Annotated in this window: 19 protein-coding genes; 5 read left to right on the top strand and 14 right to left on the bottom strand. The window is 53.8% G+C overall.

Features of this window, described 5'->3' with window-relative positions:
• The first annotated feature begins 82 nt into the window (after positions 1 to 82).
• Entirely contained in the window at positions 83 to 1,198 is a 1,116-nt protein-coding gene (locus tag ACTHYN_RS05155; protein ID WP_441811401.1) for a ferredoxin reductase, read from the top strand.
• An 11-nt stretch (positions 1,199 to 1,209) separates the two neighbouring features.
• Positions 1,210 to 2,289 carry a fatty acid desaturase family protein gene (locus ACTHYN_RS05150; protein ID WP_441811400.1) on the top strand — a complete coding sequence of 360 codons (1,080 nt, stop codon included), beginning with the start codon at positions 1,210 to 1,212 and terminating at the stop codon, positions 2,287 to 2,289.
• A 27-nt stretch (positions 2,290 to 2,316) separates the two neighbouring features.
• On the opposite strand, the gene ACTHYN_RS05145 is transcribed toward ACTHYN_RS05150, so the two are convergent.
• Genes ACTHYN_RS05145 through ACTHYN_RS05135 form a run of 3 tightly spaced genes read right to left on the bottom strand, consistent with a single transcriptional unit; the run spans position 2,317 to position 3,415 of the window.
• A complete protein-coding gene (locus ACTHYN_RS05145; protein WP_441811399.1) occupies positions 2,317 to 2,754 on the bottom strand; it encodes an RrF2 family transcriptional regulator in 438 nt (145 codons plus the stop codon).
• A 29-nt stretch (positions 2,755 to 2,783) separates the two neighbouring features.
• On the bottom strand, positions 2,784 to 3,152 hold the full coding sequence (locus ACTHYN_RS05140) for a YbaN family protein (RefSeq protein WP_441811398.1): 369 nt from the start codon (positions 3,150 to 3,152) through the stop codon (positions 2,784 to 2,786).
• Positions 3,153 to 3,199: 47 nt separating this feature from the next.
• Positions 3,200 to 3,415: a hypothetical protein gene (locus tag ACTHYN_RS05135; protein WP_441811397.1), complete on the bottom strand. Its 216-nt coding sequence runs from the start codon at positions 3,413 to 3,415 to the stop codon at positions 3,200 to 3,202.
• Positions 3,416 to 3,660: 245 nt separating this feature from the next.
• Here ACTHYN_RS05135 and moaA point away from each other — a divergent pair, with 245 nt between their 5' ends.
• The 3 genes from moaA (at position 3,661) to ACTHYN_RS05120 (ending at position 8,241) form a co-directional block, all read left to right on the top strand.
• A complete protein-coding gene (moaA, locus tag ACTHYN_RS05130; RefSeq protein WP_441811396.1) occupies positions 3,661 to 4,653 on the top strand; it encodes a GTP 3',8-cyclase MoaA in 993 nt (330 codons plus the stop codon).
• A gap of 112 nt (positions 4,654 to 4,765) precedes the next feature.
• The gene (locus tag ACTHYN_RS05125; protein ID WP_441811395.1) at positions 4,766 to 6,424 is read left to right on the top strand and encodes an FAD-binding dehydrogenase; all 1,659 of its coding nucleotides are present in this window, start codon (positions 4,766 to 4,768) and stop codon (positions 6,422 to 6,424) included.
• Between the two features lie 86 nt (positions 6,425 to 6,510).
• Positions 6,511 to 8,241: a thiamine pyrophosphate-binding protein gene (locus tag ACTHYN_RS05120; protein ID WP_441811394.1), complete on the top strand. Its 1,731-nt coding sequence runs from the start codon at positions 6,511 to 6,513 to the stop codon at positions 8,239 to 8,241.
• Here ACTHYN_RS05120 and ACTHYN_RS05115 read toward each other — a convergent pair.
• From ACTHYN_RS05115 to narJ, 11 genes are all read right to left on the bottom strand, one after another.
• Entirely contained in the window at positions 8,238 to 8,780 is a 543-nt protein-coding gene (locus tag ACTHYN_RS05115; RefSeq protein ID WP_441811393.1) for a nitrous oxide reductase accessory protein NosL, read from the bottom strand. The genes ACTHYN_RS05120 and ACTHYN_RS05115 overlap by 4 nt on opposite strands.
• 13 nt (positions 8,781 to 8,793) lie before the next feature.
• Positions 8,794 to 9,624 carry an ABC transporter permease gene (locus tag ACTHYN_RS05110; protein WP_441811392.1) on the bottom strand — a complete coding sequence of 277 codons (831 nt, stop codon included), beginning with the start codon at positions 9,622 to 9,624 and terminating at the stop codon, positions 8,794 to 8,796.
• The gene (locus ACTHYN_RS05105) at positions 9,621 to 10,553 is read right to left on the bottom strand and encodes an ABC transporter ATP-binding protein (RefSeq protein WP_441811391.1); all 933 of its coding nucleotides are present in this window, start codon (positions 10,551 to 10,553) and stop codon (positions 9,621 to 9,623) included. Before ACTHYN_RS05105 ends, ACTHYN_RS05110 begins: the two co-directional genes overlap by 4 nt.
• Entirely contained in the window at positions 10,553 to 11,818 is a 1,266-nt protein-coding gene (locus ACTHYN_RS05100) for a nitrous oxide reductase family maturation protein NosD (protein WP_441811390.1), read from the bottom strand. The genes ACTHYN_RS05105 and ACTHYN_RS05100 overlap by 1 nt, the downstream gene beginning before the upstream one ends.
• A gap of 221 nt (positions 11,819 to 12,039) precedes the next feature.
• A complete protein-coding gene (gene nosZ / locus ACTHYN_RS05095) occupies positions 12,040 to 13,935 on the bottom strand; it encodes a TAT-dependent nitrous-oxide reductase (RefSeq protein ID WP_441811389.1) in 1,896 nt (631 codons plus the stop codon).
• 85 nt (positions 13,936 to 14,020) lie between these two features.
• The gene (gene nosR / locus ACTHYN_RS05090; RefSeq protein WP_441811432.1) at positions 14,021 to 16,111 is read right to left on the bottom strand and encodes a transcriptional regulator NosR; all 2,091 of its coding nucleotides are present in this window, start codon (positions 16,109 to 16,111) and stop codon (positions 14,021 to 14,023) included.
• A gap of 183 nt (positions 16,112 to 16,294) precedes the next feature.
• Positions 16,295 to 16,696 carry a ribonucleotide reductase subunit alpha gene (locus ACTHYN_RS05085; RefSeq protein WP_441811388.1) on the bottom strand — a complete coding sequence of 134 codons (402 nt, stop codon included), beginning with the start codon at positions 16,694 to 16,696 and terminating at the stop codon, positions 16,295 to 16,297.
• A gap of 23 nt (positions 16,697 to 16,719) precedes the next feature.
• Positions 16,720 to 17,469 (bottom strand): Crp/Fnr family transcriptional regulator, encoded by a 750-nt coding sequence (locus ACTHYN_RS05080; RefSeq protein WP_441811387.1) that lies wholly within the window; start codon positions 17,467 to 17,469, stop codon positions 16,720 to 16,722.
• 181 nt (positions 17,470 to 17,650) lie between these two features.
• Positions 17,651 to 18,457, bottom strand: coding sequence for a peptidylprolyl isomerase (locus ACTHYN_RS05075; protein WP_441811386.1), 807 nt, complete (start codon positions 18,455 to 18,457; stop codon positions 17,651 to 17,653).
• Positions 18,458 to 18,705: 248 nt separating this feature from the next.
• Complete coding sequence (narI, locus tag ACTHYN_RS05070; RefSeq protein WP_441811431.1) at positions 18,706 to 19,383, bottom strand: respiratory nitrate reductase subunit gamma; 678 nt, start codon at positions 19,381 to 19,383, stop codon at positions 18,706 to 18,708.
• A gap of 23 nt (positions 19,384 to 19,406) precedes the next feature.
• Positions 19,407 to 20,159, bottom strand: coding sequence for a nitrate reductase molybdenum cofactor assembly chaperone (narJ, locus tag ACTHYN_RS05065; protein ID WP_441811385.1), 753 nt, complete (start codon positions 20,157 to 20,159; stop codon positions 19,407 to 19,409).
• Positions 20,160 to 20,162: the final 3 nt, after the last annotated feature.

The raw sequence follows: 20,162 nt of genomic DNA, 5'->3' as shown, positions 1-20,162 counted from the left end.
CCACCCAATACCAATGTGTACAGTCGTACACAACTTGTGAACAACTGTACACATTCAGTGGCCGCGTAAGGAGAGAGGCACCATGCTGGCAAAAACCACGCAAACAAAAGCTCTGCACTGGCTTGGCAAGCAGCTTTTTAACCGGAATGACCCAGCTGCATTTTTCGACCCGTTACTGGAGAAGCTTGACCCCATGCTGGTGCAAGGCCATACCCCCGCACGGGTCGAGCAAACAGTTCAGGAAACCAGTGATACGCGCACCTTCGTACTGAAACCCGCCGCCCGGTGGCCGGGGTTCCTGGCAGGCCAACATGTGAATATCTGCGTTGAAACCGACGGTATCCAGCGTACCCGTACCTTCAGCCTTTCAAGCTCGCCTGAGCTGTGGGCCCAGCAGGGCTTGATTACTCTCACCATCAAACGATTACCGGGTGGCTTGGTAACAAACTGGATGCACGATAACCTGTGTTGCGGTGCGGTCATTAGCCTGGGCGAAGCCTTCGGTGATTTTCTACTTCCAGAACCACACCGGCCTGCCCTTTTTATCGCAGGTGGCAGTGGCATAACGCCTGTTCTAAGCCACCTGGAGACCATGGCAACCCGGGGTTTTCACGCGCCGGTGAGCCTGCTCTATTTCGTGCGATCACAGCAAGACGCTATCGCTGCAGAGCGATTAAAAGCTCTTGAAAGCCGCTACGGCCCTCTGACCGTGAGCGTCATTGCCACTCACGAAAAAAACGAACCCCGTTATTTGAACAGCCAGGATCTGAATAGCGTGCCCGGCCTGAAAGCGAGACAGGTTTTTCTATGCGGACCAAAGAGGCTGATGGATCTGGCAAGCCAGTTGTTGCATCAGCACGGCGTTAAGGACGCAGACATTCAAAGCACCTTTTTTTCCATTGCAGCGCCAGCGCTGAATCCGGATTTGGCGAACCATCCCCTGGGCGGAAAGGTAAGGTTTGCTAAAAGCAGCCTGGAAACCAGCTCTGAGGGTGGGGTCAGCTTATTGGAAATTGCCGAAGCCTCCGGCCTTACGCCCCGCCACGGCTGCCGCATGGGCATTTGCCATCAATGCAGTTGTCGTAAAACCAGTGGAACCGTGATTAACCGGCTCACCGGTAAAGCCTCCGGCCCTGGAAGGGAAAGCATTCAACTTTGTATATCCATTCCCCATGGCCCGGTAGCTATCGACGTTTAAGGAGCACAACCATGAAGCAATTGACGGAACGCCAGCTCCAGGGGCTGGAGCAAGATCTGAACACCATTCGCGACGAGGTACTTGCAGACCTGGGTCAACGGGATGCCCGGTATATCCGCCGTGTTGTTCGGCTTCACCGCGCACTTGAAGTAGGGGGCCGGGCAATGATGCCTTTCGGGTTTATTCCACCACTTTTCGCGGCAGCAACCCTGTCATTGGGTTTGTCAAAGATCATCGAGAATATGGAAATTGGCCACAATGTGATGCACGGTCAATACGATTGGATGAACGACCCTTCCCTGCATTCGCAAACCTATGAATGGGATACGGCCTGCGCCTCGGATTCCTGGCGGCGCACGCATAATTACGAGCACCACACGTACACCAATATTATCGGTAAGGATCGTGATTACGGCTATGCCCTGCTACGCCTGAGTAACGATGAGAAGTGGCGGCCGGCACATAGCCTGCAATTCTTGAACTACATTGTGCTCAGCGTCTTCTTTCAATGGGGAGTCGGCTTGCATGAATTAGAGTTCGAGCGGGTGCGCAGTGGTGAGGTTCGCCCTCGGGATAAGCTTCCATTCCTGCGAGATTTTGCCCGTAAAGGTGGCCGTCAGGCGTTCAAGGATTATGTTTTCTTCCCGCTCATCACCTTCCCTGTTGCGCCTGTCGTGCTGGCGGGGAACATAGGCGCCAATCTGATACGCAATCTGTGGTCATCTACGGTTATTTTTTGCGGTCACTTCACGGAAGATGCGGAAACGTTCGAAGAAAAAGAGTGTGAAAATGAAAGCAAGGGCCACTGGTACCTGCGCCAGCTTACCGGCTCATCCAATTTCACCGGCAACAGGTGGATGCACCTGCTGAGCGGGCACCTGAGCTATCAGGTTGAGCACCATGTTTTCCCTGATTTACCTGCTCACCGGTATCCAGAGATTTCCGGCATGGTTCAGGCCGTCTGCGAGAAACACGGCATACGATATAACACCGGCACCTTCAGCCATCAGTATGGCACCGTACTAAAGAGGATTCTGGCTTACTCATTGCCGGATAGGGTGCGTGTTAAACTGACCGGCCAACCGGCTTGATGCCGGGCTATGTATGCAGGCAGACAGCTAGGCTATTTGCAGCAGTCTCAATAATTGCGGCTGGTGTTGCTCCTTCATAACATCCTTCAGGGTGTAGCGATCGAGCACAGCAAGAAAAGCTTGCAGTGCTTCCTTGAAAACCGGCTGAAGGCCGCATACAGGGCTAATTTTGCAGGTATTGTTAGAAGAATGGCACTCTACAATACTGAGATCGTGTTCGGTTTCGCGCACGAGAATACCAACATTGATCTCTTCCGGCGTCATGTGCAGCCTCATACCGCCTTTTTTTCCACGAACGGTTTCAATATAGCCTTTTTTGTTAAGCTGGTGCACCACCTTCATCAGATGGTTTTTGGAGATTTCGTAACTGTCGGCAATCTCCTGAATCGTCGCCAGGCGATCACCCTGCACGGCCAGATACATCAGCACGCGAAGCGAGTAGTCAGTGTAGCGAGTAATGTGCATTCAACACTCCGGTTGTTCAGTCAAAGCGGTCAAAACGAAGGACGAGTGAGCAAGTAGCTTGCCACGCCCGCCAGAAACACACCGGAGATGGCTAGCACTATCCCCGAGGCACCCATGAAAAACATAAGGCCCCAACTCAGCAGCATCATGCTGCAGGCCAGTATCTTTGCCGTCACAGGAATCACCCTCTTCTGGCGCCAGTTTCTGATAGCAGGCCCGAACGAGGGGTGCCCTTCGAGCCAACTGGCAAAAGCCGGAGAGCCCTTACTGGCAAAAAAAGCCGCCAGCAAAACAAATGGCGTGGTTGGTAATAAAGGGAGCACCACGCCGATTGCAGCGAGAGCTATGGAAAGGTACGCAAGAATCCTGAATCCGGTTTTGCCGGGTTGCGCAGCCATAGCGGGCACCTCTGTACTGTTCATACTTTCATCTATTATACCGCTTATTAGTGAACAGGTCTCCCGAGGCGACTTAAAAAGACCAGCCGCGCGACATAGGAAATCTTGATACCCACCGCAAACAACAGGGTGCCAACATGGGCAAGAACCTGAATCATCATGGGAAAACGACCAGCCAGGGGATATGCCATTAAAATCGTCGCAATCAAACCAAACACAGACCAAACAATGGCGCTATTGGCGCGAAACAAATACTTTTCCATCTTTTTCTCCAGCAAAATATTTTCGAGCTTTGACACTTATCTGTAACATGTATTTTATAATCATGTTTTAATCGAAAATCAATCATTACCTGATAATTCCTGTTGCAGTTCGGTAAAGTAGATGCAACCAAAGGAGGCGCATAGACTTACCCCGCGAGGGGTATCGGATTCGCAGCCTGATTCTGCGATACTTGGTGTACCATAAACCGGTAAACGTGCATTTAGCCGTTACAGGAAAGAACACGATGTCCCAGAGCAAGCTGACAGACCGATTTGGCAGAACCGTCAACTATGTGCGCCTGTCCGTGACCGACCGGTGCGATTTCCGCTGCGTATATTGCATGGCAGAGGAAATGACCTTCCTGCCACGCCAACAAGTATTAACGCTTGAAGAAATCGCCCGCGTCGCACGAACCTTTGTCGACCTGGGCACAGAGAAAATCCGCCTCACAGGAGGCGAGCCTTTGGTTCGCAAGGACATTCTTGAGCTGGTAAAAGAAATAGGTACCTACGGCCTGCGTGATTTCGCCATGACTACCAATGGCAGCCAGCTACCTACAATGGCAGAGCCTCTGCGCAAAGCTGGCCTGAAGCGCTTGAACATCAGCCTGGATTCTTTGAACCCGGAAAAGTTTGCGAGCATAACCCGAACCGGCAAACTGTCGCGGGTGCTCGACGGTATAGACGCCGCCCGCGAGGCCGGGTTTCAGGGCATAAAACTGAATACCGTGGTAATGAAAGGCGGCAACGACCACGAAGTTCCTGATTTAATCGAGTTTGCCCGCAAGAAAAACGTCGACATTACCTTTATTGAAGAAATGCCCCTGGGGGAAATCTCTGAGCACGATCGCGGTGAGGCTCTGTGCACCAGTGACGAAGTACGCGATATTGTTCGCCAGTACCATGATCTGGTTCCTACCCCGGAAGATTCCGGCGGCCCGGCGCGCTACTACCGGATGCCCGACAGCAACATTAAAGTGGGTTTCATTTCGCCCCATTCCCACAACTTCTGTTCCACATGCAATCGGGTTCGGGTTACCGTCGAGGGCAGACTGCTACTGTGCCTAGGCAACGAGCACTCGGTAGATTTGCGCCGGGTTTTGCGCGGCCACCCGGTAACCAATGACAAGCTCCGGCAAACCATTATTGACTCCATGGATCTAAAACCAGAGCGCCACCATTTCTCTACCGAGGGCGACGTGCAAATCCTGCGTTTTATGAACATGACGGGGGGCTAGATCACACTCCGGTAAATCTCAACCTGTACCCCCGTCATGACACTGGTTTGATTAATCGTTAAGCATTAAGCTCTTGGATCAATTAACAATAAAAATGAGCCTGTAACGAGCGATGCATACCCATAAGACTGAAGTCGTTGTGATTGGGGCGGGGCTTGCCGGAATTGCCACGGCGCTGGAACTGCTAGACCTGAATGTACCAGTAGTGCTGCTGGACGGTTCACCAGAGGGCAAACCCGGGGGCCAGGCCAATGAAGCCTTCGGTGGCATGCTACTGAGCGACACCCGCGAACAAACCCGCAACAAGATTAAAGACTCCCCCGAACTCCTGCTTGCTGACTGGCACAACGCGGCCTGTTTCAGTGATGAAGATTATTGGCCAAAGCGCTGGGCCGAACTATACGCAGAACAGAACCGGCCCATGATTTACGACTGGCTAACGCAACGGGGCATCCGGTTTTTCCCTTCGGTACAGTGGGTTGAGCGCGGGCTTTACGGTAACGGCAATAGCGTTCCCCGCTATCACATTGCCTGGGGTTGCGGCCGGGGCGTGGTGCAAACATTGTTACAACGGCTGGAGGCGCACCCAAACCGCAGCCGACTTACCCTTCTCAACGGCCATCGGGTTAACACCTTGAACCTGAGTGATGGAAAGATCACCGGTTGCCAGGGCTCTATCAGCAACAAATTGCACAAAAACCAGAACCATGGCAGTGCCAGCCGAGGGGCTGAGGGCATAGCTTTTAGCGTGTCTGCTGCCCACACTGTTGTTTGTACGGGCGGCATTAACGGCAACCTGGAGAAAGTTCGCCAGCACTGGGATCCCTGCTATGGCCCTGCGCCGGAAAACCTGCTTAGTGGCTCCAGCCCCGATGCAGACGGTGCCATGCACGACGAGATTGTCAATGCCGGTGGCAGGGTGATCAACCTCAACCAAATGTGGAATTACGCCGCCGGAATACGCCACCCGGAACCTGCTTTTGCAGATCATGGTCTCAGCCTGATACCGCCGCGCTCGGCGCTCTGGATGGATCGTCATGGCCGCAGAATTGGCCCCATGCCGTTGATCACCGGTTTTGATACCCACGATCTTTGCAAGCAGATAGGCAACCTGCCCGGGCAGATCTCCTGGCAGGTAATGAATTACCGGATTGCCGTGCGCGAGTTGGCCGTGTCTGGCACAGATACCAACCCGGATTTTCGCGATGGCAAGCTGCTTCGCGTGGTTTGGAATACGTTGCGCGGGGGCGATCCGGCACTTATGGACTGGCTTATAGAACAATGTCCAGATGTGGTCAGCGCCAACACACCGGAAGAATTAGCGGCAAAGATGAATCAGGCGGCGGGTAACAGTGATGTCCATGCCGAAGACATGATTCGCGACATCTGCGCTTATGACAACAACATAGCCCGTGGCAAAAAACTGCATAACGATGACCAGATACGCCGGCTGCTTCAGCTACGGAACTGGCTGCCAGATCGTTTCCGCACCTGCAATCTACAGCCGATAATCGACTCAAGTGCCGGCCCATTAATCGCCATTCGCGAGCAACTGATAAGCCGAAAAAGCATGGGAGGCATGCAAACAGACACCCGGTCACGGGTTCTCAATCAGGCCGGCGAAGCCATTCCCGGGCTATACGCCGCGGGTGAAGCCACCGGGTTTGGTGGCGGCGGGATCTCGGGCATACGATCCCTTGAGGGCACATTTTTATCGAACTGTATTCTCAATGGCCGGCGGGCCGCGCAAGGTATCGCTGGTCAGCTATAAGGTTTCAGCACAGTGAATAGCCCCATGGCTCTGATCACTGTTTAGTCACACTATCTTTTTAAAATAATTACGGTCAGGGCAACTCCATGAAAAAAACCGGCGCCACTCTCGTTCGCCACGCACTGGAACAACTCGGCATACGCCGCACCTTTGGTATTCCTGGTGTGCATACAACAGAAATATACGACGAGCTGAACCGCTCTGTAAGCATCGAGCCGACCCTTGTTACGCATGAAGGCGGCGGAGCCTTCATGGCCGATGCTGTAAGTCGCAGTGGGGCCGAGCTGGGCACACTGTTGATCGTACCAGCTGCGGGCGTTACCCATGCGGCAAGCGGCATTGGTGAAGCCGGTATTGATGGCATTCCCATGCTGATTATTTCTGGCGGAATCCATTCAGAATCCGGACATCGCTATCAACTCCACGAGATGGATCAACACGCTCTGCTAAAGCCGATCACCAAGAAAACCTGGCGTATTACCCATCACCGGCAAATTATCCCCACTCTTTACGAGGCCTATGACCTTGCATTGCATGGCGAACCGGGGCCCGTTTTTATCGAAATCCCGGTCAACATCAGTAATTTTCTGGGCGATGTTGACGACATGCCCCGTTACCAGGCGCCACCCAAGCCAAAGCAGCCTGATCAGGCGCTGATTGAAGCTGCAGCCAAAGCCCTGGTGCAAGCCGCTCAGCCAGGCATTTTTGCCGGCTGGGGTGCGGTTGATGCGCAAGCGGAGCTGATTGAACTGGCAGAGCTGCTGGATGCGCCGGTTTCAACCACACTTCAGGGGCTCAGTGCCTTTCCGGGCAACCACCCCCTGCACACAGGTATGGGCATGGGCAGTTACGCCGTGCCGGCGGCTACAAATGCGTTTGCCAAAGTGGATTGCCTGTTGGCAATCGGCACACGGTTTTCGGAAATTCCCACCGGCAGCTATGGCATCAACCCACCAGAGAGCTTGATCCACCTGGACATCAACCCAGAGGTTTTCAGCGCCAATTACCCAGCCAGTCACGCTATCGAAGGCGATGCCAGAATAACCGTGCCGGCGCTTCTGAAAGCTGTAAAGACACTCAAATCAACGCCAGCCAATACCGGCATCCAGGAGCAGATTGCCCAAGACAAAGCTGCCTACAAGCAAGAGTGGCGTGACCACGATAGCGGCGACCGGGTAAACCCGGAACTGTTTTTCAGCCACCTGCGAGAGCGTCTGGCCAACGACGCCATTGTGGTCGCCGACGACGGTAACCATACATTTTTACTCGCAGAGCTGATGCCCATACACGGGGCCCGCAATTACATGTCACCCAGCGATTTTAACGCCATGGGTTACTGTGTGCCCGGTGCCATTGGCGCCAAGTTGTCCAACCCCAAACGGCAGGTTGTAGGCATTGTGGGCGACGGCGCACTGCTCATGACGGGCATGGAATTGGTAACGGCCGCACGCCTGCAGGCCGGGGTAATCATTTTTGTTTTCAACGATGGCGAACTGTCGCAGATTGCCCAGGCTCAGGAGATTCCCTATAACCGGAAAACCTGCACAGTGCTTGGCACACTGGACTATGAGGCACTTGCCAAGGCTTGTGGCGTAGAGTTTGTTTCGCTGGCAGGTAATCAGGATATTTCTGAAAGCATGGAAATTGCTCTGAGAAAATCGGCCGCCGGGCGACCGGTTCTGGTGGATGTTCGCATTGATTATTCCAAATCGACACGCTTTACCAAAGGCGTTGTAAAAACAAATCTTGGCCGTATGGCGACCAGGGACAAGGTTCGGGTTGTGGGCCGCGCACTTTGGCGAAAAGTCAGACCTTAGCTGCTCATATCCCCATGCATATCACCCGCGGGCATCTCTGTATTCAGGTGCTCCAGGGTGATGGCTTCATACCGCAAAACCTCACCACCATGCTCCACCATAAAGTCATGGGCCGCGGATTCTTCGGAGAACGATGCCAGTGTTTGTCCCATAGCGCCCTCGCGCTCAGAACCCACGACGAAAAAGGCATCGCGGGCATCGATCAAGGCAGCATCGTCCGGGCTGGCCCATTCAGTCTGGCTCATGTCGTGCACATACAGAGTGTGCTTGCGCCTTATGTTCTCCGGCTGCAACGCCCAGGCAAACATGTCCCGGGTGGAACAAAACTTGTGAACGGTTTGCTCTTTCTCCGTAATCACTTCGCCTTTCGGCCCGGGGAAGCGGGTGACAGACATACCGCATACGTGGCACTCATCGCCGGATTCAAAATGCACCGGAGCCGGTTTTTCGGCCACTTTTTCAGCTTCGCCGGAGCACCCCGAAAGGAGTACCGCAAGCATCAGTAAAGCAGGCAGGGATTTGAAACTAAACGGCTTCATCAGTATCTCCAAATTAAATGCGACGGCGCCGGAAAAGTGCCCAGGCGCCTGTTAGAGGAATAACAAACCAGAGTATCAACGCCACCCAAAGTCCGGACGGGCCGATGGGCAGATCAGCGCCCAGGCTGAGAACCCCACTGAGCTGTGCTCCATCGCTGAATGTAACGATATTCAGCAAACGGTATATGTCGGTTGGATTCAGCAGCAGAAGCCAGGGCAGCAAATCCGGATTAAACTCCCCCTGGCTGGCTACCAATGTGCCCAGCAGCATCAAGTCAAAAATCAGCACAAAAAAGAACCAGATCGCCAAGGCCAGGCCTGCAGCGACCGGCTTCTCACTGACCCGCACACTGACCACATAGGCCAGCGCAATAAAGCCCCAGCCAAGCAGTGTGGTAGACACAATAAAGCGCAGCATAGCCGCAGCAAGTGCCGCCACCGCCACATCCTCCACCAGCAAGGCAATGGCAACACCGGCAACGCCAAAGCCAATCAGGGTGGCCAGTGCCAGCGTAAGCCCGTGACCGAGGAACTTGCCAAACAGCAGTTGCCCGCGACTCAGGGGGTATGTCATTAGCAGTAACAGCGTGCCGCCCTCTTCCTCACCGACAATGGCATCATAAGCCAACAGCAACGCAATCAACGGAATCAGGAAAATACCCAGGCTGGCAAGACTGGCTATCGTCGCCGGGGTGGAGGCATAACCCACCTGGCCAGACGCAGCGGCACCAAACCAGGCAATGCCCAGCGCAAGTGTGGCGAACACCAGGGCAATGGCGACCAGCCAGCGGTTCCGGAAACTGTCGCTGAGTTCCTTACGGGCGATAGTCCAAATGCTGTTCACTGGGCACCTCCACGATGAGAAAGGCCGCCGGAGCCAATAAAATGCACGTACACGTCCTCCAGCGTTGGCTGGTAGATACCCAGGTCACGCACCTCTCCCGAGGCCATCAAAGCCTTAACCAGCGCCATTTTTTCTGCTGGTCGGACATCCACGTGCAGCCGGCCGTTGTCGTGCCGCATCATCAGGCCAGCCGAGGCCTTGTCATTATTAACGGCGGCTTCAAGTGCCGCCACGGTGCTTTCAGGCTCAAGAGAAAGCGTGACCGGCATGTTTGCCTGTCGGCGCAGTGCCGCAAGGTCCCCCACCGCTTTCACACTGCCGTCGGTTAGTATCGCTGCCCGATCAATGTAAGGCTCAACACCGGGAAGTACATGGGAACAAAGCACAATACCCGTGCCTTCATCACGCAGCTTGCGCAACAATCGGTAAAGATCGGCCGTGGCGACCGGGTCCAGCCCCACGGTGGGCTCGTCCAGCATCAACAACCGGGGATTTCCGAGTAAAGCCTGAGCCAGCCCCAGGCGTTGGCGCATACCCTTGGAGTAGGTTTTCACCCGGGTATCCATAGCATCTTCCAGCCCAACCTGGCCTAGCAACTCCGGCACCTGCCGCAGATTAGCGCCCTTTAGCCGAGCAAAGTGCGCAAGAATCTCGCGGCCGGTAAGCTGAGGATAAAACATTACATTCTCAGGCAAATAACCAATGTGCTGACTGATGCGAGGGTCCCCCGCTTCGCCATCCAGCACAGATACTTTGCCCTTGGACGGCGTCATCAACCCCAGAATCAGTTTGATACTGGTGGTCTTACCGGCGCCGTTATGCCCAAACAGCCCCAGAATTTCTCCGGGCTCCAGACGCAAATCAACGCCGTTCAGTACCAGCGCCTTTTCGTACCGATAGCTCACATTCTCAAGACGAAAACAGCTCATCAGGACTCCGGTTGTACTATTTTTTGTGGGCTCATCAACGGATGTGAATCACTGACACCCGCAGATTTGACCACGGGGAAAGCTTCCTGAACCCAGCGCAGGGTGTCCACCGCCGGGCTGAACATCAGAATTTTGGCTTCAGGGTAGGTCCATAACAGTCGGTCAACATTGTCGTTTGGCTCATAAGACACATCGCCAATACCATCCTGATTGCGATCCCAGCCCAGATAATCACTCCAGAAGTTGCCCTCACCATCCTTCGACCATTCCTGCGTACGCAGCGCCACATACTTCACCTGGCGCTGATTGTTTATAAACGCATTACTGAAAACCTCATTGTCTTCCGAGCCTGCAGTCAGATGAATGCCCACGCCACTGTCCCGGAACACATTACCTTCAAAGGTGTTATACAAAGAGTTGTAGATAAATACGGCCTTGCCTTCCGCACCTGAAACAGACACGCCGCCAGTCTGGCCCTGGGATACCCCCGAAACCACGTTGTCCCGCAGCACCGACTGGGTAATGAAGTTCATCAAAATGCCATAGTTCTGGTCATTCTCAGATCGGTTGTTAATCACCGTAAGCCGCTTGCTCTGCATCAGGGCATAACCGGTACGGGTGCCACGGGTCACGTTGCCTTCCAGAAGATTATCCATGGAATACATATAATGAATGCCATAGCGCAGATCCGACATAGTGTTATCGCGAATCTCATTGCCGTTGGACGTCTCAATATAAATCGCATCCCGCGTCTCGCGGATATCATTGCCTTCAATCAACGCGCCAGTTGTATTGAACAGATGAATACCATTACCCCGATCGTTCGGGCGCACGGTCGCATCGCCGCGAATAGTGTTGCCCCTGACCGTCACATCCGGCGTGGCATCCAGCCAGATACCAAACGCCGACCCTTGCAGGTCGCTATTCTCAATCGTTGACCCGCGAGCCTCCCGGGCAATAAACACCCCGGCATTCATCTCATTCAAATCCGTACCCCAGTTCCGGATACGGCAGCCACGAAGCGTTACACCCTCCGCCTGAATCTCAACGGCGTTACCTTCACCGCCGCCATCAATCAACGTTTCCGGAGAGCAGGCAACAGTGGCTCCCTGCACCCGGATAGCAAACGGCGAAACGGTTTCAGAAGGAAGCTCAAAGGTCGCGCCAGGCTCCAGTTCATCCAGCTGCTGCTGAATACCAGCCTGAGCGGTCAGCGATAGCAAAGCGACTGTCACGGCCGCCCCTAAACGCAAAATGTGGTGCATTAACGATCACTCAATAGGTTCAAGGCTTGCTGCAAATTCTGGCAAAGCAAGGGAAGAAGGCCTGTCAAAACTGTGCGGAGCCATGGATGGCGGAGCCCAGGCGCCACATGAATGTGCCGCAAGGAGCGTGTTTTGACAGGCCTTCTTCCCTTGATTTGCTTCTCCGAAGTATGACTAAAAAAACCGGAGCCCCATAAAGGACTCCGGTTATAACTGCTAAATCAGGCCTTCTCTACCAACATCCGGCCAGTCATCTCCATGTGCAGAGCGTGACAGAACCAGTTGCAGTAGTACCAGTGAACGCCTGGTTTATCGGCAACAAACGTCACCGAAGAGGTCTGCTGTGGGCTAATCTCCATCTGAACACCGTGATTAACCATGCAGAACCCATGAGTCACATCCTCAATGGTATCCTGGTTAGTGACATACACAGTCACCTCATCACCCTGCTTCACCTTGAATTCCGTCATGCCATACATAGGGGCAACAGACGTCATATACACCCGCACCTTGTTACCATCGCGGATCACCTTGTTGTCTGCCTCAAGCGTAATACCATCTTTTTCTGCTTGCGCTCGGGCACTGGCGAAATATGGATCGTCGCGGGTATAGACCTTCTTGGTCTTGATCTGATCACGACGTACAAGAATGCAATCGTGAGGCTCAGCAAAAGCCGGACCATCGTGAACCAGCTTCATTTCATCACCAGAAATATCGATCAGCTGATCGTTTTCCGGGTGCAATGGGCCAACCGGCAAGAAACGGTCCTTGGAAAATTTCGACAGCACCACCAACCATTTACCATCGGCGTCGCTGGTTTCTGTCAATGACGCATGGTTGTGCCCAGGCTGGTAGTGCACGTCCAGCTTCTGGCGCAGGTAGTTTACATCTTCGCCATTATAATGTTTAACGGCGTCAGCGATGTTCCACTTGGCTATCTGGCTATCGATAAACAAAGTGGTATAAGCATTGCCACGGCCATCGAATGTGGTGTGCAGAGGCCCAAGACCCAGTTCTGGCTCAGCAACAACAGCATCGCGAAGCTCAATTTTGTCATCAAACAAATCGTCCAGCTTATCAATCGCAATTACCGTAGCGGTTGGCGACAGCTTACCGGCAGCAATGAAATATTTGCCATCTGGAGACGTATTCAACCCATGCGGGTTTTTCGGCACCGGGATATAACGAGTCAGCCTGGATTTTCCGCGACCATCCACAACGGGTACCTTGGAGTCACCCAGAGTTTTGAAGTCGCCATTCTTAACAGCTTCTTCAATGCGCTCAACGTTAAACACCACCGCCCAGTCACGATCGTTGCGCATGGTGCCAGCCAGATCCGTTGCTTTCTCGGAGTTGTAGCAGGTAGAGGCCACATATTTACCGGTGTAATCCGCGTCGGTGTTATCCAGGTTGCCGTCTACAATCACCTGCCAGGCGACTTCCATGGTTTCCGCATCCAAAGCGTTAAACATGGTGTAGCTGTTCTCCATAGAGAAATCGCTACCGTCGTTCGGGTGTGGAATCACGTACTCGGCGTTACAGAAAACGTACTTGGTATGCGGTACTTTCTGCAGGCGCAAACCGTGAATGGCTTGCACGTTCGGAACATGGGTGATTTTATCGCACTTCATAATGTCCAAACGGACACGCGCCACTCGGGTGTTGGCTTTATCGTTTATGAACAAGTATTTGCCATCGTAACGACCGTCGGTCATTGAGATGTGCGGGTGGTGACAATCGCCACTCAAAAACTCTTTGTCATGCCCCAGAATGTCTTTACTTTCGTTGGTCATGCCCCAGCCGGTGGCACCATCCAGGTTAAAAATCGGAATCCGCATCAGTTCCCGCATGGATGGTATGCCCATGACACGAACCTCGCCAGACTGGCCACCGCTCCAGAAGCCGTAGTATTCATCCAGGTCGCCGGGGCCCACATGAATCTTGTTTTGCGCTTCTTTCGCAGCCGCTGCAAACGATTCGCGGGACATCACCGCGGACCCAAGGCCGGTTGCGCCAGCGACACCCGCAAGAGCGGCAGCGCCCATGAATCGGCGACGACTGAAACCACTTTGTTCCACTTCAGAGGTTTCAGCACTCAGTTCATCTTTCTTTTTCATAACATCCAACTCCGTTATTGGTAATGGCTATTCTGTTTTTAATTTCTTTTTAATTTCTTTTTGATTTCTTTTTGATTTTGCCCTGCTAAGTCACCTGAACCACCGGAATTTCCTCCGGACGGCCGGGTGCGTTATGACCACGGCGCCGCCCCCTGCGCTTTACAATCAGCGGTGGGCATTTGTTGTCATCGAAATAAGTCACCTGACAATCCAGGCAGTAATGGCATTCCTGGTAGTTGATGGTGCCGTCAGGGTGAATGGCCTGAACTTCACATTCCTTGGCGCACAGCTGGCAAGGGTTGCCGCACTCTTTGCGGCGTTTAAGCCAGTCAAATACACGCAACTTGGTGGGTATGGCCAGCGCTGCGCCCAGCGGGCACATGTAACGACAGAACACTTTGCGGGTGAAAATGTTCACCACAAGCAGCAGTACTGCGTAAGTTACAAACGGCCAGCTGCGATCAAAATGCAGGGTGATAGCGGTTTTGAAGGGCTCAACTTCTGCCATTTGCTCGGCGGTTGCCAAAGAGTCCAGAGACACTCCAAACAACACCAGCAGTATGATGTACTTCAGCGCCCACAAACGTTCATGAATAGGCCAGGGCACATTGTACTGGGGTACTTTGAGCGCGCGTGCAATCTCGTTAATCAGTTCCTGCAGCGCGCCAAACGGGCACAGCCAACCGCAGTAAACTGCCCTGCCCCATAGCAACACAATGCCCGCTACCACAGCCCAAAGCACAAAGATCACCGGGTCAATCAGGAAGGTTTCCCAGGTAAAGCCACTGACCAAGCTGTGCACAAACGCCAGAACGTTCACGATGGATAACTGGCCAAGCGCATACCAACCGATAAAGAACAGTGTGTAGGTCAAAAACCCGTGACGAATCCACCGTGTGAGGTTCGGCTTTTTCACTAACCAGTCCTGGAAGAACAGAATCAGCATGAGTACGAAGATGCCAATACCCAGCACGATTACCTGAAACTGGCGCTGATACCACACCTGCACCCACAATGGCTGCTCTTCAAGCCACTCTTCTTGCGTCAGCACCGGCTCTGCACGGTTGTAATACTTCTCGGGCAATTGGTACTCCAACGGGAACACCTGGAATTCACTGTCCAGAGGGCCTGTCTGGCGCTTTACAGTCAGCTCCAGAGTCCAGGGCGCACCCGGATCAAACTTGTGCTGCTGCCGGATGATGAAGATGGCCATTTCTTTGAAATCAGGCATGCCTTCGGCATACACATCACTGAGTCGGTAAAAATCGAGATCGCGGAAGTTGAACGTATCCCCGTACTGGCGAATCTGAACCCGATCAAAAATACCGCCGCGCACGTAGCCCGACCCCTTAAAGGAATACTCACCGTTAGCCATAACAGCGATGGCCTGTTCCCCCTCTTTCAGCTCAGAGGTCAGCCATTCGTATTGGCTCTCACCAAGCAGGTTACGGCCAATAGTCGGAACATCAAGATAAGCTGTGTAAAGATCAATCAGCGGCTCGTCCCGCTCATCCGGGGCCGCTGTTCCGACGCCTTCTGCTTCAGTGCCCTTGAACGAATCGTCTACCTGCCCTTTGGTGAGCAGCATGCGACGAATGGAACCATCGCCGGTGAGCGCTTCCCAGCTTTTGGGCTCAAAGTCACCTTTGATTACTTCTGCTGTAGGCGGGCGTTTGGTGCCACTGCCCTCAACTATTCCCAACTCAACGCCCACACGGTGAGCGGTGCGCATGATCACTTCGTTAACCACCATCACGGTGACTGTGGCGCCGGATAGCCCATCAACAGCAACTTTACGTTCACTGGATGTTCCACCCACGGTTACTCGCTGATCTGCCTGCAGACCGGTGTATTGGTCGGTAAACGCGTGAAGTTTGGCTTCGGGTATGCCGATCAGAAGGATAGGCTCATCATGGTGGATAACTTTGGTATAGCGGATAGTGCCTTCGGTATCCAGAACCACCATGGCATTCAGTGGCTTGCCGGAATACGCAGGCGTTGTAGCAAAATCGATGGACTGATATGCGTAGCCTTTCAGCTCGTCACCGGCGTATAGCTCCTGAATGGCGCGATTGCTTTCTAAAGGCTCAAACCGAGTCACTTTTGGGAAGGCTTTCTCGATAACCTGGCGCCCGGCTATCGGCTCATACTTACTGATTGGCTCTGCCTGAGCCATGGGCACAGTCAACAACAGCAGGGTAAACAAACAAAGCACATTGCGGAAAATAGCGTTCAAAACAAGCCCCCAAAAACTGCGAATCACCTATACCTGAGCTACGTAGCCTAGGCGATCGGGAAATTAATCAAATACCTCTACATGGCTATATCTTCCCGTGAACAGCCAATGAGAAGCCCTACTTTAACCGAGGCTAACGGCGTCTCCACTCGCATCCAGCGGCAGGTAATTGCTAACATTCCCAAGTCGAATTGATTCCACCATCATGGTCATAGGTTGCTGGGCTTCATCTGAAGACGGAGGGGTGCCGCCCCGGCCAGACATGGCCGCAACAAATACAACATCCCACGCCTGACCAGTATTGCGGGATTCATTAACCAGCTCAGAAAACTCCATCACTTCTTGTGGTGTCTTGTCGACACAGATCACTGGCGTAAGCGCGCCGCCCTCTCCTCGCTCAAATGCGGCTTTCTCGTCTGCTGAGGCATCATCTGGCAGTTCGGCGCGGCAGAAGACAAACAGTAGGCGTTGCGGCTCTTGCTCGTCTTTAGTTGCTTTGATCAAATCGTTATAACTGCTAATCATGGAAGCCATATCCTTTCTATTTTCTACTGACTGATATCGATCAATCGCTTGGGGTCGGAAATAAACAGCTTGCTTCGATTTACTCGAACCAACCCATTGGCTTTGAGGTCTGCCAGAATTCGGGAGAAAGTTTCTGGCTGCATCGCGAGTCTGGACGCGACAAGACATTTTGGCAAAGGTAGTTCAACCTCTCCACCTTCTACTGCGCCATTAGGCAGCAGGTCAATCAGATAGCGGATCAAACGGTCACGGGCATTTTGTACTGTCATGATTTCAAGATCGTGAAACCGGGACACAGCGCGCATGGCGTAGTGCCGGAGCGCTGCATGTGCGTATTCCGGGTTACGATCCAGCAGTTCTTGGTAGGCTTTGACGGGTATCATCAAAACCTCACTGGATTTCAGAGCCTCCGCATAACAGGCATAGCGGGCCGGGTCGGCGTATATCATCACTTCTGCAAAGCAATCGCCAGGGGCAATGCTGTCAAGCGTGCGGTCAACGCCGGATGAGTCCAACCGGTACAGCCGCAGGCGGCCAGATATGACAAAGAAAAAATGGTGGGCGGGCATGTCCTGCCGGTATAGAAGCTGGTGATGCCCAAGGCGCAAGCGGCGAGATTGCAGAACCAGGTTCTGCAAATCTTCGTCATTGAGGGTATTAAAAAGAGCATGCCTGCGAAGTGGCTGAAGTCCGTTTTCATCATCGATCAGAGTGTTAATAGCCACCAGAACAGGTTTGGCGTAGCGGGTTTCACCAGATTGCATCGCCACCATTTTATTTCCTCTTCCATATCATGCATTCAAAATCATGTTTTAGATAATAGGAGGATGGCTGCAAAAAATCGCTCCCTCCATGGAGGTAGAATCAAGGTTACTTCTGAAAAATTGACTTAACACAAAAATTCACATTACTGCCCGCTAAGTTGTTGCAATTCAATCGCTAAAGTGGGTGTCGCTACTGCATTAACGGCGAATCGGGTATCTCAAGGTCCACGCCCTTAACATTGGCTTCAGCGGCCAGTACCTGAAGATACTGACGTAAGGCCCGGCGAGTAACGCTCTCGCTGAGATACTGGCGAATATTTGGTCTCACATGCTCATACGGCAGCTGTTCGCCATCAATACGCTGATCCACACGCACAATGTGCCAACCATAACGGCTTTCGATCAACTCAGGGTTAAGCCCTTCCCGGAGAGTCAGCACCGGTCGCTCGAACTCTTCAACTGTTTGTCCTTTGCTTATCTGTCCAAGGCTGCCGCCCTCGTGACGGGATTCACAGGCGGAGTACTGTTTGGCCATGGCAGCAAACTGGGCTCGTCCCTCCAGCAGGGAGTTCAACACCTGCTGCCCGACTTCTTCCTGGCGCATACGCTCGGCCACATCGTCCGGGGCGGCAGCCAACAGAATATGGCTGACAGCCATCAGGGTGGGGCTGCAAAAGCGCCCGGGGTTGGCGGCGTAGAAGCGCTCACAATCAGCCTCGCTCGGTTCGGGAACGTCCAGCTCCTTCTCCAGAACGGTGGCAATAGTGGCTTCTTCATCCAGCTCTTCGGGCAGCTGTAGCAGCCTGGCCTGCTGCAGCAGCAATTCGCGGATAACCAGGCTTTTGGCAGCCTCGTGCCAGGCTTCGGCGACTTCCTCCGCCGGGTGATGCTGAAGCTCCCGGGCGATGTCGTCCTCGGCGATCAGGGTGTCACCGACATACACGGGCGGAAACTGGTTTCTGGGTTGTTCGGCGTTGCCGGTGGGAATCAGTTGCATGGTGAGTCTCCGTATAGATGTTTTGGGGTGGTGCAACCCCCCTCTCCCCCAGCCCCTCTCCCACGAGGGGAGAGGGGAGCTACACATCCCAGGCTTTCGGGATGGCAACCAAGCCCGAGGACTGTGCAGTAAAAGCCCCTCTCCCACGAGGGGCGAGGGCCTGTACTGCGTTGTTCGGGAGCTTGGGAGTAATACTCCCCTCTCCCCTCGTGGGAGAGGGGCCGGGGGAGAGGGGGCCAAAGCGGCCATTAAGCCCGCTTGCGTACCACCTGGTACTTCCGGCCAAAATACTCCAACGGCACGCTCAGCATATGTACCAGCCGAGTGAACGGGAAGAGCACAAAGATGGTCAGGCCCAGGAAGATGTGCAATTTATAGATCCAGCCTACGCCCACCATGTATTCAGCTGCACCACCCTGGAAGGTAAAGATGCTTTGCGCCCATCCGGCCAGTTGCATCATGGTGGAGCCATCCAGGTGTCCCAGTGTTGGCAGAATGGTCAAAAGGCCCAACGCCACCTGCACCACCAGCACCACAATGATCATATTGTCCGCAAAGGTGCTGCTGGCCTTGACCCGTGGATCCGTCAGCCGGCGGTAAGCCAGCATGGCGCCGCCAATCAGGCAGGCTACGCCGGCAATGCCGCCCACTACGATTGCCAGCACCTGCTTGGTGCCAGGCGACATGAACGGTTCGTACACAAAGTGGGGGGTCAGCAGACCCACCAGGTGGCCAAAGAAGATCACCAGAATACCCACATGGAACAGAACACTGGCCAGCACCATATTCTTTTTGCGCAACATCTGGCTGGAATGCGCCTTCCAGGTGAACTGCCCCTGGTCGTATCTTGCCCAGGTACCAACAACCAGCACCACCAGGGCGATATACGGGTAAACCCCGAAAATCAGTGTATTCAGATAAGACATCATCTTGGTCTCCTCCTGCGCCGTCAGGCGTCTCTTTCAGCCGCACGCGCCTGAGCGGGCGTTACATCTGTCATCAGGTGATCACTGAGGTGAATAGTCTGGGTTTGCTCCAGTTCGCGACGACGCTGACCAACAACGCTACCGGTGCTGCAGGAGCTGCCCTGATCATCCACAAACTTCACCATTTCTTCTTCCCAGACCTTGTCCAGCGCTTCCGGTGTGTCATCACGCTCCTCAGAAGCCACCAGCTGGGCCAGTTCCTGTCGATCAGTGGTGCGGCCAGACAACTCCAGCAGGGAGTCCATGGCAACGTGATACACGCTTTCACGTTGATAAAGTCGTTCGCCCAACAGGCCAAGAATATGGTGAATATCCTCCAGCCAGTTGCGAATCTCTTCCCACGGACGGGTCGACAGATATTCCAGGAACAGCGGGAGATAATCCGGCAGTTCCCTGGCATCAATCTCCAGACCACTAGCCCGATACTGCTCCATCAGATCCACCATGGCCTGACCTCGGTCACGGGATTCTCCGTGCACATGCTCAAACAGCAGCAGCGAGGTCGACCGGCCTCTGTCAAAGATGCCGGTATACGCCTCTTCAAGATCCAGAAGGTCGCCGTCGCACAGGCGGTCGAGGCACTGGAGCAGTTGCTCCTTGTTTTTCCGTGGCAGCCGCTGGTCCTCAAGAACAACCGCAACCAAGCCATCTTTGGAGGCCTGAAGTTCTGCTGTTGGATACTCCAGAACTCTTGCCAGCACTTTTAATAGTTTCATCGT

It is taken from the genome of Marinobacter sp., from assembly GCF_052091845.1.
Lineage (GTDB): Bacteria > Pseudomonadota > Gammaproteobacteria > Pseudomonadales > Oleiphilaceae > Marinobacter.
This window is presented reverse-complemented; position numbering and strand designations above follow the sequence as displayed.

What these genes read in the sequence shown, in the direction of transcription:
- ACTHYN_RS05135 (WP_441811397.1), bottom strand. Translation starts at nt 3,415, where the DNA reads ATGGAAAAGTATTTGTTTCGCGCCAATAGCGCCATTGTTTGGTCTGTG.
- nosR (WP_441811432.1), bottom strand. Translation starts at nt 16,111, where the DNA reads ATGGCTCAGGCAGAGCCAATCAGTAAGTATGAGCCGATAGCCGGGCGC.
- ACTHYN_RS05120 (WP_441811394.1), top strand. Translation starts at nt 6,511, where the DNA reads ATGAAAAAAACCGGCGCCACTCTCGTTCGCCACGCACTGGAACAACTC.
- ACTHYN_RS05075 (WP_441811386.1), bottom strand. Translation starts at nt 18,457, where the DNA reads ATGCAACTGATTCCCACCGGCAACGCCGAACAACCCAGAAACCAGTTT.
- ACTHYN_RS05125 (WP_441811395.1), top strand. Translation starts at nt 4,766, where the DNA reads ATGCATACCCATAAGACTGAAGTCGTTGTGATTGGGGCGGGGCTTGCC.
- ACTHYN_RS05100 (WP_441811390.1), bottom strand. Translation starts at nt 11,818, where the DNA reads ATGCACCACATTTTGCGTTTAGGGGCGGCCGTGACAGTCGCTTTGCTA.
- ACTHYN_RS05115 (WP_441811393.1), bottom strand. Translation starts at nt 8,780, where the DNA reads ATGAAGCCGTTTAGTTTCAAATCCCTGCCTGCTTTACTGATGCTTGCG.
- moaA (WP_441811396.1), top strand. Translation starts at nt 3,661, where the DNA reads ATGTCCCAGAGCAAGCTGACAGACCGATTTGGCAGAACCGTCAACTAT.
- ACTHYN_RS05150 (WP_441811400.1), top strand. Translation starts at nt 1,210, where the DNA reads ATGAAGCAATTGACGGAACGCCAGCTCCAGGGGCTGGAGCAAGATCTG.
- ACTHYN_RS05145 (WP_441811399.1), bottom strand. Translation starts at nt 2,754, where the DNA reads ATGCACATTACTCGCTACACTGACTACTCGCTTCGCGTGCTGATGTAT.
- ACTHYN_RS05105 (WP_441811391.1), bottom strand. Translation starts at nt 10,553, where the DNA reads ATGAGCTGTTTTCGTCTTGAGAATGTGAGCTATCGGTACGAAAAGGCG.
- ACTHYN_RS05140 (WP_441811398.1), bottom strand. Translation starts at nt 3,152, where the DNA reads ATGGCTGCGCAACCCGGCAAAACCGGATTCAGGATTCTTGCGTACCTT.
- narI (WP_441811431.1), bottom strand. Translation starts at nt 19,383, where the DNA reads ATGTCTTATCTGAATACACTGATTTTCGGGGTTTACCCGTATATCGCC.
- narJ (WP_441811385.1), bottom strand. Translation starts at nt 20,159, where the DNA reads ATGAAACTATTAAAAGTGCTGGCAAGAGTTCTGGAGTATCCAACAGCA.
- ACTHYN_RS05155 (WP_441811401.1), top strand. Translation starts at nt 83, where the DNA reads ATGCTGGCAAAAACCACGCAAACAAAAGCTCTGCACTGGCTTGGCAAG.
- ACTHYN_RS05085 (WP_441811388.1), bottom strand. Translation starts at nt 16,696, where the DNA reads ATGATTAGCAGTTATAACGATTTGATCAAAGCAACTAAAGACGAGCAA.
- nosZ (WP_441811389.1), bottom strand. Translation starts at nt 13,935, where the DNA reads ATGAAAAAGAAAGATGAACTGAGTGCTGAAACCTCTGAAGTGGAACAA.
- ACTHYN_RS05080 (WP_441811387.1), bottom strand. Translation starts at nt 17,469, where the DNA reads ATGGTGGCGATGCAATCTGGTGAAACCCGCTACGCCAAACCTGTTCTG.